The sequence below is a fragment of the Avibacterium sp. 20-132 genome (genome assembly GCF_023611925.1).
Taxonomy (GTDB): domain Bacteria; phylum Pseudomonadota; class Gammaproteobacteria; order Enterobacterales; family Pasteurellaceae; genus Avibacterium.
Map to the genome: position 1 here is coordinate 561,814 of NZ_CP091456.1, position 12,221 is coordinate 574,034.

Consider the following 12,221-nt stretch of genomic DNA (forward strand, 5'->3'; position numbering starts at 1 on the left):
CGCAAAAGTGCGGTGTTTTTTTTATCAACAATTAGGATTGGGTTGCAATCACGTTACCATCGACATAATCAATCGTAACGGTTTTTCCCGGTAAAAGCTCACCAGAAAGAATTTGTTGGGCAAGCGGATTTTCCACTTCTTGCTGGATTGCACGTTTCAGTGGTCTTGCACCATAAATTGGGTCATAACCAATTTCCCCAATGAAATCTAATGCCGCATCGGTAAAACTTAGATGATAACCATGTGATTCCATCCGTTTTTCTAAACGTTGTAATTGAATTTTCGCAATCGTGCGAATATTGGCTTTATCCAATGGGTGGAAGACCACCGTTTCGTCAATCCGATTGATAAATTCTGGACGGAAGTGTTGGCTTACCACCGACATCACGACCTCTTTCATACCTGCATAATCAAGATCTTGGTTACCTTGAATCAGATCAGAACCGAGGTTTGAGGTCATAATCACAACGGTGTTACGGAAATCAACCGTGCGACCTTGTCCATCAGTTAAGCGTCCATCATCAAGCACTTGTAATAAGATATTGAAAACATCAGGGTGCGCTTTTTCTACTTCATCTAATAACACCACAGAATAAGGGCGACGGCGTACCGCTTCGGTTAAATAGCCCCCTTCTTCATAGCCCACATATCCCGGTGGGGCGCCGACTAAACGCGAGACACTGTGTTTTTCCATAAATTCTGACATATCAATACGAACCATCGCATTTTCATCATCAAATAAGAAACTCGCCAATGTTTTGCACAATTCCGTTTTACCCACACCTGTTGGCCCTAAGAATAAGAATGAGCCAATCGGGCGATTTGGATCGGATAATCCGGCACGGCTACGGCGAATTGCATTGGCAACTGCCACAACGGCTTCATTTTGTCCAACAACGCGTTTATGAAGTACATTTTCCATTCGTAATAATTTTTCTTTTTCCCCTTCCATCATTTTGGATACTGGGATACCTGTGGCACGGGAAAGCACTTCGGCAATTTCTTCATCAGTTACACGATAGCGTAATAAGTGCATTTCTTTACCCTCTGCACTTTCAGCTTGGGCAAGTTGGCGCTCTAATTCAGGGATACGTCCATATTGTAATTCAGACATTTTACTCAAATCACCGACACGGCGCGCTTGTTCCATTTGCGTACGGGCATTTTCTAATTCGGCTTTAATATGTTGCGCGCCAGATAGGGCTGCTTTTTCGCTTTTCCAAACGTCTTCTAATTCCGCATATTCACGTTCTTTTTCTGCCAGTTCTTTTTCAAGCATTTCTAAACGTTTACGGCTTGCGCTATCGTCTTCTTTTTGTAATGCCTGTTGTTCTAACTTGAGCTGGATAATACGGCGTTCCAAGCGATCAAGTTGTTCCGGTTTAGAATCAATTTCCATACGAATACTAGAGGCAGCTTCATCAATTAAATCGATCGCTTTATCAGGTAATTGGCGATCGGAGATATAACGATGTGAAAGTGTTGCCGCCGCGACAATCGCTGGGTCTGTAATTTGAACGTGATGATGAATTTCATAACGCTCTTTCAAACCACGTAAAATGGCAATGGTATCTTCAACCGTTGGCTCATCGACAAAAACTTTTTGGAAACGACGCTCAAGTGCGGCATCTTTTTCAATATATTGACGATATTCATCTAAGGTTGTTGCGCCGACACAGTGCAATTCACCACGAGCAAGAGACGGTTTTAATAAATTTCCTGCATCCATTGCCCCATCGGTTTTACCTGCACCAACCATAGTGTGAATTTCATCAATAAATAAAATCACACGGCCTTCTTCTTTTGCAATTTCATTCAGTACGGCTTTTAAGCGTTCTTCAAATTCACCACGGTATTTTGCGCCCGCAATTAATGCGCCCATATCAAGGGAAAGAACACGTTTATTTTTTAATCCTTCTGGCACTTCACCATTAACGATACGTTGTGCCAATCCTTCCACAATGGCGGTTTTTCCCACACCCGGTTCACCAATCAGGACAGGGTTATTCTTAGTTCGGCGTTGTAACACTTGGATTGTGCGACGAATTTCTTCATCTCGCCCAATGACGGGATCTAACTTACCGCTTTCCGCACGTGCGGTTAAATCAATCGTATATTTTTCTAAGGCCTGACGGCTTTCTTCTGCATTTTGGTCATTCACGGATTGACCTCCTCTAATTTGTTCTATTGCTTGTTGTAAACGATCTTTTTTTGCACCGCACTTATGTAATAACTCACTTAGGCTACTTTTTTCTTCTAATGCGGCTAACAGAAAAAGTTCTGATGAAATATATTTATCTTGTTTTTGTTGTGCGAGCTTATCGCATAGATTTAATAAATTAACCAAGTTACGTGAAATTTGCACATCACCGCCATTCCCTGAAACCTGTGGTAAGCGATTAAGTTCTGCATTTAATTCATTACGTAACATTGCAACATTCACCCCACTTGCGGTTAAAATTGGGGCAACCGATCCGCCTTCTTGGTTTAACAAGGCTGTCATTAAATGTACGGGTTCAATAAATTGGTTATCTTTTCCTAAGGCTAAAGATTGGGCTTCAGCCAAGGCTTGTTGAAATTTAGTGGTAAATTTTTCTATATTCATTCTCTCTTCTTCCTATCTTTTGTTGCTTAAGTTTGAAAAGCAAGGCAATGCCATCGTATTTCAAAATCAAGCAATGATCATTATGCTATCTCGCATTTTGGCGAGTTTCTCTTGTTCAAGTAAGTAAGGACTAATTTGTAAATTTCAAGCATAAAATAAAAAAAATTTAAGCAAAATCTATTAATACCGTTAGAACAATAGGTTGCATAAATGAGTAGTTTACTCAATTGTTCTTCACCTTTATAATTGTGCTTAATTAATGATTTTCAATAAGGATGGAAAAATGCAATTTTCCAAAATGCACGGATTAGGCAATGATTTTGTTGTGGTTGATGCGGTAACGCAAAATGCTTATTTTCCCACTGAAATGATAAAAAAACTGGCCGATCGCCATACTGGCATTGGCTTTGATCAACTCCTTGTCGTTGAACCGCCTTATGATCCCGAGCTAGATTTTCACTATCGTATCTTTAATGCAGATGGCAGTGAAGTGGCTCAATGTGGCAATGGCGCACGTTGTTTTGCCCGTTTTGTTACAATGAAAGGGCTAACCAATAAAAAAGACATTGCGGTCAGCACGGCAAAAGGCAAAATGATCTTAAGCGTACAAGATGATGGAATGATCCGTGTGAATATGGGTGAACCGATTTGGGAACCAAGCAAAATTCCATTTATCGCCAATAAATTTGAGAAAAATTACATTCTACGTACGGAAATTCAAACGGTATTATGTGGTGCAGTGTCAATGGGAAATCCTCATTGCGTTGTACAAGTGGAAGATATTGCCAGCGCCAATGTTGCCCAACTAGGCCCTTTACTTGAAAGCCACGAACGCTTTCCTGAACGAGTAAACGCAGGGTTTATGCAAATCATCAACCGTAATCATATTAAATTACGTGTTTACGAACGGGGCGCAGGAGAAACACAAGCCTGTGGAAGCGGTGCCTGTGCAGCAGCAGCAGTAGGCATAATGCAAGGTTTACTTGATAATAAAGTACAAGTTGATCTGCCCGGAGGTAGCCTCACCATTGAATGGCAAGGTGAAGGCCACCCACTTTATATGACAGGCGATGCAACGCATATTTATGATGGGGTGATTAGGTTGTAATTTTTCGTTATTTTACACCGCACTTTATGATAGGACAAAGTTAATGCAACAACACCTCAACACCTACTGGAACTACCTGCGTATTGAACGGCAGGTGAGTCCACATACATTGAGTAATTACCAGCGTCAGCTTGAGGCGGTGGTGGCGATGTTGCAGGAAAATGGAATAACACAATGGCAAGATATTACACCAAGTATAGTGCGGTTTGTCTTGGCTCAGAGTAAAAAGGCAGGCTTACACGAAAAAAGTTTGGCTTTACGATTATCTGCATTACGTCAGTTTTTGAGTTATTTAGTTCAGCAAGGCGTGCTTGCTGTCAATCCTGCGGTTGGCGTTTCTGCGCCTAAACAAGGAAAACATTTACCAAAAAATTTGGATAATGAACAGGTTCAGCAATTATTAGCTAACGACAGTAAAGAGCCAATAGATTTACGCGATAAAGCGATGTTGGAATTAATGTATAGCTCAGGGTTACGTTTATCCGAATTGCAAGGATTGAATCTAAATAGCATTAACACGCGTGCGCGGGAGGTACGTGTCATTGGGAAAGGGAATAAAGAACGTATTTTGCCTTTCGGTCGTTATGCCTCTCACGCCTTACAACAATGGTTAAAAGTGCGGTTGTTATTTAATCCAAAAGATGATGCTTTATTTGTGAGTCAATTAGGTAATCGAATGAGTCATCGTTCTATTCAAAAGCGAATGGAAGTATGGGGAATTAAGCAAGGATTATCTAGCCATTTGAACCCTCATAAATTGCGCCATTCTTTTGCCACACATATGCTTGAAAGTAGTTCCAATTTACGCGTGGTACAAGAATTGCTTGGACACAGTAATCTCTCTACCACGCAAATCTATACTCACCTTGATTTCCAACATTTAGCACAGGTTTACGATTCCGCACACCCAAGAGCGAAACGAAAAAAATCGTAAAAATTGCACCGTTTTTAGGGGGAACCCTATCCACTTATCACCCCACAAACACCCCAAACAAGGGGATATCCCAACTTTCTATGGGTAATGCGTCCACTTGTTGGCATTGGTGAGCTAAACCGATAGGAAGGAAATTTTTTTGTTGCCAGTTTTGTAATGTTCTGTCATAAAAGCCACCGCCCATTCCAAGACGGTTGCCTTGTTTATCAAAGGCAACAAGTGGGGTGAAAAGAATATCAAGTGCATTGGTTGGAAGCACATTTCGTACATCTAATTTAGGTTCTAAAATACCAAATTTGTTTTTTTGTAATGGACTATCTGATTGATAGCGGAGAAATAACAAATGATTCGCTGCAAAAGGATGTAATACGGGAAGATAAACAGAGAGGTTTTGTTGCCACAATTTCTGAATAAGCAGTGTGGTTGAGATTTCTCCGTCAAAAGAAAGGTATAATCCAATATGTTTAGCCTGTTTTTGCGTGATAAAATCAAGCGCTTGTTGGGTAATATTTTGTTCAGCAAGGCTTTGTTGAGTAGGGCTAAGAGATTGTCTTAATTGACGAATGTGTTGGCGAATAATTTGACGCTGTTGATTGCAGGTTGTAAGGTTCATTGCATTGACAGAAGAACCCGAGATGCCGTTGTGGATGGTCGGTCCTTGAACCCTACGGTTCAAGGGAATCAGTCATTATCGTTTTTAGGCTTCTTACATCAGGGCTTGCGCCAAGGTAAGCTTGCACACCAACAATAGGAAACCAATTCATAAGATGTTAAGTATCGGCTCAGGGACGTAACCCACTGGCGAACATCTCAGGTAATCTTTAAATTTGTGGTAATACTAACGCAATTTAGTCGTATTGACTAGCTTAATTTTTCCAATTCTTGGTTAAGATCATATTATTTCATCAAGTATTGGTTTTTTGTGCCAAAATGCCTTCTAAAGAATTATCCAGTTGTCTGATTTGTGTGCTAACGACTTGTTCAATTTTCTGCGTAACTTGCTGCTGTTGGATAAGTTCATAACTTAGGTTTAATGCCACGATAGAAAGCACTTTCTCTAATTGCAATATCCCTGTGCGTTCCTTCATTTCAGATACTCGTTGATCTAATGCGCGAGCAGCTTGGCGTAAGGCATCGTGTTGATCTTCTTGACAATTTAAACGTAACACCTGTCCTAATACAGATAATTCAATGCTTTGCGATGACATACTTATCCTCAGTGAAAATAAATTTTTTGCTATTATGCCATAGCAAATATTTTTCGTCATAAAAATCCGCCTGATTGTGGTTAGCTTAATCTAACAGTGCTAAACTACGCCTATCTTTAGCAAAAGGAAAAAATTATGTCTGATATTCTCTCTTATGACGAATTAGCCCAAAAACTCCGTCAAGCCACCATTCCTGTTACTGCTGCCGAATTACACGGCTTGCTTACTGGCTTAATTTGTGGCGCGGCAAGTGAGCAAAAATGGCCCATTTTTATGAATGAATTTACCAATAATGGTGAGGCCTACCCTACCGCTTTATTAAAAGACATATCGGCACTTTACCACGATATTCAGCATCACCTAGAAGATATTGATAGCTTCAATTTTCAACTTTTCTTGCCAGAAAACGGCGATGTGTTTAACGAAATTGATGCCCTTTCAGAATGGACAAGCCACTTTTTGCTCGGTTTAGGGCTAGTGCAAGCTCAAATGGATAAAGAAACGGGTGAAATTGGTGAAGCGTTAGATGATCTGCAACATATTGCGGTATTAGCTTATGAAGAAGATGACGATCCTGAAGAACTGGCGGAATCCTTAGAACAAGTGGTGGAATATGTCCGCACCTTGGTGGCGGTGCTTTATGCCCATTATCGCCCTTATCAGGCTCAACAAAAAACCGTATTACACTAAGGAGAAAGACGATGGATCTTGCTTATTTAGCCCAAATCCCTGCTGACGAATTTGTCCAACGGCGTGAAAAATTGCTGGCACAAATGGCGGATAATTCCTTAGCCATTATTTTCTCGGCACAAGAACAGGTGCGTAACAACGACAACCATTATCCCTTCCGCCAAGACAGCTATTTTTGGTATTTCACCGGCTTTAATGAACCTGATGCGATTTTGGTATTAGCCAAAACGGCACAACACGCTCGCACCCTATTGTTTTTACGTCCTTCTGATCCTCTAATGGAAACGTGGAACGGACGTCGCTTGGGCGTGGAAAGTGCCGCGGCTAAATTAAACCTAGACGAAGCCTATTGTATTGAAGATTTTGTGCCACAATGGCAAAAAATCAGCAAAAATTTCACCGCACTTTACCATAACCCCGTCTCTCAGCCTTGGGGTAATCAGCGGCTTAAAGAAAGTGCGGTGCAATTTTCGCAAGTTTTTAATTGGGCAGACTATGTAGATGAAATGCGTTTAATCAAATCAGCGAATGAAATTGCCTTATTACAACAAGCAGGGCAAATTACCGCCCTTGGGCATTTACACGCAATGAAACAAACGCGTCCAAACCGCTTAGAATTTGAAATTGAAGGAGAATTGCTGCACGAATTTAACCGTTTTGGCGCACGTTTCCCTTCTTTTAACTGTATTGTTGCAGGAGGCGATAACGCTTGTATTCTGCATTACAATGAAAATGATCAGCCTTTGAAAGAGGGCGAATTAGTGCTAGTCGATGCAGGCTGTGAATTTGCCTACTATGCTGGCGATATTACGCGTACTTATCCCGTTAATGGCAAATTCAGCCAAGCCCAGCGAGATATTTATGAAATCGTGCTAAATGCACAAAAACACGCCATAAAATCTTTGGTGGCAGGCAATAATATTCAGCAAGTGAATCAAGACGTTATCCGCATTAAAGTGGAAGGCTTGGTACGTTTGGGTATTTTGCAAGGCGAGGTGGAACAACTGATTGCAGAGGAAGCCTACAAAGCCTTTTATATGCACGGTTTAGGTCATTGGCTTGGCATTGATGTCCACGATGTGGGGCGTTATAGCCTTAAAACAGACAGCAAATTACGCGATCGACCATTAGAAGTAGGTATGGTGCTAACGGTGGAACCCGGTTTGTATATTCCAACCAATGCGGATGTGCCTGAGCAATATAAAGGCATTGGCGTTCGTATTGAAGATGATATTGTGATCACAGAATATGGCAACAAAGTGCTAACCAGTGCCGTACCAAAAGAAATTGATGAAATCGAACAAGTGATGGCACAGAACGCGTAAAATTAAAATGGGGCAGAAATGGAACAAATTGAGCATTATGATGTGATTATCGTAGGCGGCGCAATGGCAGGTTGCACCCTCGCTTTAGCCTTAAGTGCGCAAACACAAGGCACAATGCGCATTGCGTTACTAGAAAAACAAGCGCCGCAACAGCATCAGCAAAGCGGTTTTGATGCGCGTTGCATTGCCCTTTCGGCGGGAACTTGCCAACAACTTGCTCGGCTCACTTTACCTAATACGCAATCATTATGGCAACAAATGTCTCCCCTTGCCTGCCCTATTGAGCATATTCACGTGTCTGATAAAGGTCATAGTGGCTTAGTGGAATTTCACGCCGATGAATTTCAGTTAAAACAACTGGGTGCAGTGGTTGCATTGCAGCCGATGGGCGAAATATTGCTTGCGGCAATCAAACACTATGACAACATTGATTATTTTTCCCCGATGAACATTGCACAAATTCAGTTTGATAAAGAGCGGGTGAAAATTTCGCTAAAAAACCACCGCACTTTATCTTGTCAGCTTATTATCGGCGCGGATGGCACCCAATCTTTGGTGGCAAAATCAGCCAACATCGCCATCAACAAGGTGCGTGATTATCAACAAACGGCGATTATCACCAATCTTCAAGTGCAACAGCCTCATCAACAGCGTGCGTTTGAACGTTTCACTGCGGAAGGTCCGCTCGCATTATTACCGATGACGGATCATTTGATGTCCTTAGTCTGGTGCGTGAAAGATCCTCAATATTTAATGGGGCTAACAGACGACGCCTTTCTTGCTCGTTTGCAACAACACTTCGGCTGGCGGCTCGGCAAATTGCAGCAATGCGGCAAGCGTTTTGCGTATCCTTTGGCGTTATATCAAGCCAGCCAGCATATTCATCACCGCACTGCGCTGGTCGGTAACGCTGCACAAACCTTACATCCCATTGCGGGACAAGGCTTTAATCTGGGGATGCGTGATGTCATTTGCCTTGCCAAGTTATTAAGCCAAGCCTTTATGCAAGGGCAAGATCTCGGCACATACGCCTTATTAAAGCAATATGAAAAAGCACGCCAAGCGGATCAAACGCAGTTAATCAACTTAACGGACGGCTTGGTTTCGCTCTTTGCCAATACATTATTGCCATTACAAATTGGACGAAATTTGGGGCTAATGGCAATGGCGCAATCTCATTTACTCAAACAACACTTTATCAAACCGACATTAGGGTGGTTAGCACAATGAAAAATTTTGATCTCATTATTATCGGTGGTGGAATGGTGGGGCTGGCACTTGCCGCCAAATTAAAACATACCGCAATACGCATCGCCCTAATCGAATCTCATCCGCCGCATTTTTCTTCCACGCATATCGCTTATCGTGTGAGCGCCTTGAACCTTGCCAGTGAGCATTTTCTGCAAGAACTCAATGCGTGGCAAACCATTCAAACTACGCGCGCAACGGCTTACGATAAAATGTCTGTGTGGGAAAAAGATAGCTTTGCCAAAATTGAATTTGATACCAAAGGGTTAGGTATTTCTCACCTTGGGCATATTGTGGAAAATCCGATCATTCAGCATAGCCTTTGGCAACAAGTGGACGCACAAGAGAATATCGAGATTTTCACCGAGACGGCTCAGAATATCGGTATTAACGAAAGCAGCGCGATTCTTACCTTAACTGATGGGCAAATATTAGTGGGAAAATTAGTTGTGGGCGCAGATGGAGCAAATTCTTGGCTGCGGCAAAAAGCCAATATTCCGCTTATTTTCCGTGATTACGGGCAATATGCGTTGGTCTGCAACGTCAAAACCGCAGAGCCACACCAACATTGCGCAAGACAAATTTTTGCCCCCGACAGCATTTTGGCATTCTTACCGTTACATCAAGAAAATCTCTGTTCTATTGTGTGGTCCCTTCCGCCAGAACAGGCTAAACAACTTCGTGATTGCAATCTTGCACAATTCAACAAACAGCTAAGCATTGCTTTTGATAATCAGCTTGGGCTATGCGAATGTCAAAGCGAACGTCAAGCGATTCCACTCACCGCGCGCTATGCACGCAACTTCGCGCAGCCGCGTATCGCTTTAATTGGCGATGCGGCTCACACCATTCATCCACTGGCAGGACAAGGGGTAAACCTAGGCTTGCAAGATGCGTTACTGCTTGCCCAAGAAATTGAAAAACACGTTGCATTAGGCTTAGACATCGGCGAATATCGCAATCTGCGTTACTACGAACGTACGCGTAAAACAGAAGCAGTAAAAATGCTCATCGCAATGCAAGGCTTAAAAGATCTCTTTGCCGGCAACAATCCACTAAAAAAACTCGCCCGCGGTATCGGACTTCGCGCCACAAATCAGTTTGGATTGTTAAAAGAACAGCTTATTCGTCAAGGATTAGGGATTTGATTTCAAAAATGTTCATTCTTGTTTCTTTTCCAATATGACCACTAGATTCTTCCTTTAAGAGAATGATGATTAATAAGTGGAAGAAATAAGTACCAACGTTATAGAAAATATAAGCAAACATACAAAACGTTAGGGGCTATATCAGATAAGCCCTAAATCCTACGCCATTTCCACAACGTTTTAAGTTGGTCTTTTGCTGTCTAAAAGTTAAACTGAAAATCCCATTCTTTCAAGAAGAATGGGAACTTTTTGGGATCAGATCACTGCTCCTAGCATTGATTATTTTTTCAACTTCTAGGAGCAGAGTGAGCAAGGCTACTTTTATTGATGAGGGATTATGCCCAACCTAATGCTTTCTTAATGCCTGCGCCATAGGCTGGATCACACTTGGTGCAGTTGTCGATATGACGCTGTTTGATGAAATCTGGCGCATCACCTAAGGCACGTGCAGTGTTTTCAAATAGCACTTGTTTTTGTTCGGCAGTCATTAATTGGAACAATGCACGTGGTTGGCTGAAGTAATCTGCATCATCTTCACGATAATTCCAAAAGTCTGCATCCCCTGTGATTTTCAACGGCGGTTCTTTGTATTGTGGTTGCTCTTGCCATTGACTGAAACTATTTGGTTCATAATGTGGCAAACTACCATAGTTTGCATCTACACGTCCTTGCCCATCACGATGGTTGCTATGTACTGGACAACGCGCACGATTAACAGGGATTTGCTGATAGTTTACCCCTAAACGATAACGTTGTGCATCGGCATAGTTGAATAAACGCGCTTGTAGCATACGGTCTGGTGATACACTAATTCCCGGCACTAAATTGCTTGGTGCAAACGCCGATTGTTCTACATCTAAAAAGAAGTTTTCTGGATTACGATTAAGTTCAAATTCCCCCACCTCAATTAATGGATAATCTTTTTTGGGCCATACTTTGGTAAGATCAAAAGGGTGATAAGGCACTTTTTCCGCATCTTGTTCTGGCATAATTTGTACAAACATTGTCCATTTTGGAAAATCACCACGCTCAATCGCTTCATATAAATCACGTTGGTGGCTTTCTCGATCTTTACCGATAATAGCTTCCGCTTCGGCATCAGTAAGATTTTTAATACCCTGCTGTGTACGGAAGTGAAATTTCACCCAAAAGCGCTCATTTTCAGCATTAATAAAGCTATAAGTGTGTGAACCATAACCGTGCATATGGCGATAGCTGGCAGGGATACCTCGATCGCTCATAACAATGGTGACTTGATGAAGTGCTTCTGGTAACAATGTCCAGAAATCCCAGTTATACGTTGCTGAACGCATATTAGTACGAGGATCGCGTTTTACTGCTTTATTCAGATCTGGGAATTTGCGCGGATCGCGTAAGAAGAAGACAGGCGTATTGTTGCCTACCATATCCCAATTTCCTTCTTCGGTATAAAATTTCAGTGCAAAACCACGAATATCACGTTCTGCATCAGCCGCCCCACGCTCACCCGCTACGGTTGTGAAGCGTGCAAACATTTCAGTTTTCTTACCAATTTCACTAAAAATTTTTGCACGGGTATATTGAGTAATATCGTGGGTGACCGTGAATGTACCGAATGCGCCAGAACCTTTGGCGTGCATACGACGTTCTGGGATCACTTCACGTACGAAGTTCGCTAATTTTTCTTGTAACCATATATCTTGAGCTAAAAGTGGACCACGTGGTCCTGCCGTTAAACTATTTTGGTTATCCACCACTGGCGCCCCAAAGTCTGTCGTTAAATGGGTAACTGGGCATTTTTTGATTGAATTGTCAGTCATTTTTTTTCCTTAGTGAGTGATATAGGAGATTAATTTCCCCAAATCATAGCAGTATTGAGGCAAATTTGGCTAAACGATAATTTTTATTGATTTAATAGGGATAAAGAGGTGTTAAAAATAGAGCTAAACAAAAGTGCGGTGTAAAAATGGTGAATT

Annotated in this window: 10 protein-coding genes and 1 other RNA gene; 6 read left to right on the forward strand and 5 right to left on the reverse strand. The window is 41.9% G+C overall.

The features are described from left to right. Positions 1-31 precede the first annotated feature (31 nt). Positions 32-2,605 carry an ATP-dependent chaperone ClpB gene (gene clpB / locus L4F93_RS02575; protein ID WP_250350986.1) on the reverse strand — a complete coding sequence of 858 codons (2,574 nt, stop codon included), beginning with the start codon at positions 2,603-2,605 and terminating at the stop codon, positions 32-34. A 283-nt stretch (positions 2,606-2,888) separates the two neighbouring features. Between clpB and dapF the strand changes: the two genes are divergently transcribed. Both dapF and xerC read left to right on the forward strand, forming a co-directional pair. Then, complete coding sequence (gene dapF, locus L4F93_RS02580) at positions 2,889-3,713, forward strand: diaminopimelate epimerase (RefSeq protein ID WP_250350987.1); 825 nt, start codon at positions 2,889-2,891, stop codon at positions 3,711-3,713. A gap of 43 nt (positions 3,714-3,756) precedes the next feature. After that, positions 3,757-4,647 (forward strand): tyrosine recombinase XerC, encoded by an 891-nt coding sequence (xerC, locus tag L4F93_RS02585; RefSeq protein WP_250350988.1) that lies wholly within the window; start codon positions 3,757-3,759, stop codon positions 4,645-4,647. A 37-nt stretch (positions 4,648-4,684) separates the two neighbouring features. On the opposite strand, the gene L4F93_RS02590 is transcribed toward xerC, so the two are convergent. The 3 genes from L4F93_RS02590 to L4F93_RS02600 form a co-directional block, all read right to left on the reverse strand. Then, positions 4,685-5,260, reverse strand: a complete 576-nt coding sequence (locus L4F93_RS02590) for a 5-formyltetrahydrofolate cyclo-ligase (protein WP_250350989.1) — start codon at positions 5,258-5,260, stop codon at positions 4,685-4,687. Positions 5,261-5,270: 10 nt separating this feature from the next. Continuing rightward, a non-coding RNA gene (gene ssrS, locus L4F93_RS02595) (6S RNA) lies at positions 5,271-5,467 on the reverse strand. 85 nt (positions 5,468-5,552) lie between these two features. After that, positions 5,553-5,855: a cell division protein ZapA gene (locus L4F93_RS02600; protein WP_250350990.1), complete on the reverse strand. Its 303-nt coding sequence runs from the start codon at positions 5,853-5,855 to the stop codon at positions 5,553-5,555. A 144-nt stretch (positions 5,856-5,999) separates the two neighbouring features. Here L4F93_RS02600 and L4F93_RS02605 point away from each other — a divergent pair, with 144 nt between their 5' ends. From L4F93_RS02605 to L4F93_RS02620, 4 genes are read left to right on the forward strand one after another with little or no spacing between them, the layout of a single operon-like run. Continuing rightward, a complete protein-coding gene (locus L4F93_RS02605; RefSeq protein WP_250351606.1) occupies positions 6,000-6,545 on the forward strand; it encodes a UPF0149 family protein in 546 nt (181 codons plus the stop codon). Between the two features lie 11 nt (positions 6,546-6,556). Continuing rightward, positions 6,557-7,870: a Xaa-Pro aminopeptidase gene (gene pepP, locus L4F93_RS02610; protein WP_250350991.1), complete on the forward strand. Its 1,314-nt coding sequence runs from the start codon at positions 6,557-6,559 to the stop codon at positions 7,868-7,870. 18 nt (positions 7,871-7,888) lie between these two features. After that, positions 7,889-9,100 carry a 2-octaprenyl-6-methoxyphenyl hydroxylase gene (gene ubiH, locus L4F93_RS02615; protein WP_250350992.1) on the forward strand — a complete coding sequence of 404 codons (1,212 nt, stop codon included), beginning with the start codon at positions 7,889-7,891 and terminating at the stop codon, positions 9,098-9,100. After that, on the forward strand, positions 9,097-10,266 hold the full coding sequence (locus L4F93_RS02620) for an FAD-dependent monooxygenase (RefSeq protein ID WP_250350993.1): 1,170 nt from the start codon (positions 9,097-9,099) through the stop codon (positions 10,264-10,266). The genes ubiH and L4F93_RS02620 overlap by 4 nt, the downstream gene beginning before the upstream one ends. Before the next feature lie 335 nt (positions 10,267-10,601). Here L4F93_RS02620 and L4F93_RS02625 read toward each other — a convergent pair whose 3' ends face one another. After that, a complete protein-coding gene (locus L4F93_RS02625) occupies positions 10,602-12,065 on the reverse strand; it encodes a catalase (protein WP_250350994.1) in 1,464 nt (487 codons plus the stop codon). Positions 12,066-12,221 lie beyond the last annotated feature (156 nt).

Bases quoted from the DNA above. Each gene is read 5' to 3' on its own strand.
- L4F93_RS02590 (WP_250350989.1), bottom strand. From the start codon at position 5,260: ATGAACCTTACAACCTGCAATCAACAGCGTCAAATTATTCGCCAACAC.
- pepP (WP_250350991.1), top strand. From the start codon at position 6,557: ATGGATCTTGCTTATTTAGCCCAAATCCCTGCTGACGAATTTGTCCAA.
- xerC (WP_250350988.1), top strand. From the start codon at position 3,757: ATGCAACAACACCTCAACACCTACTGGAACTACCTGCGTATTGAACGG.
- dapF (WP_250350987.1), top strand. From the start codon at position 2,889: ATGCAATTTTCCAAAATGCACGGATTAGGCAATGATTTTGTTGTGGTT.
- clpB (WP_250350986.1), bottom strand. From the start codon at position 2,605: ATGAATATAGAAAAATTTACCACTAAATTTCAACAAGCCTTGGCTGAA.
- L4F93_RS02625 (WP_250350994.1), bottom strand. From the start codon at position 12,065: ATGACTGACAATTCAATCAAAAAATGCCCAGTTACCCATTTAACGACA.
- L4F93_RS02620 (WP_250350993.1), top strand. From the start codon at position 9,097: ATGAAAAATTTTGATCTCATTATTATCGGTGGTGGAATGGTGGGGCTG.
- L4F93_RS02600 (WP_250350990.1), bottom strand. From the start codon at position 5,855: ATGTCATCGCAAAGCATTGAATTATCTGTATTAGGACAGGTGTTACGT.
- ubiH (WP_250350992.1), top strand. From the start codon at position 7,889: ATGGAACAAATTGAGCATTATGATGTGATTATCGTAGGCGGCGCAATG.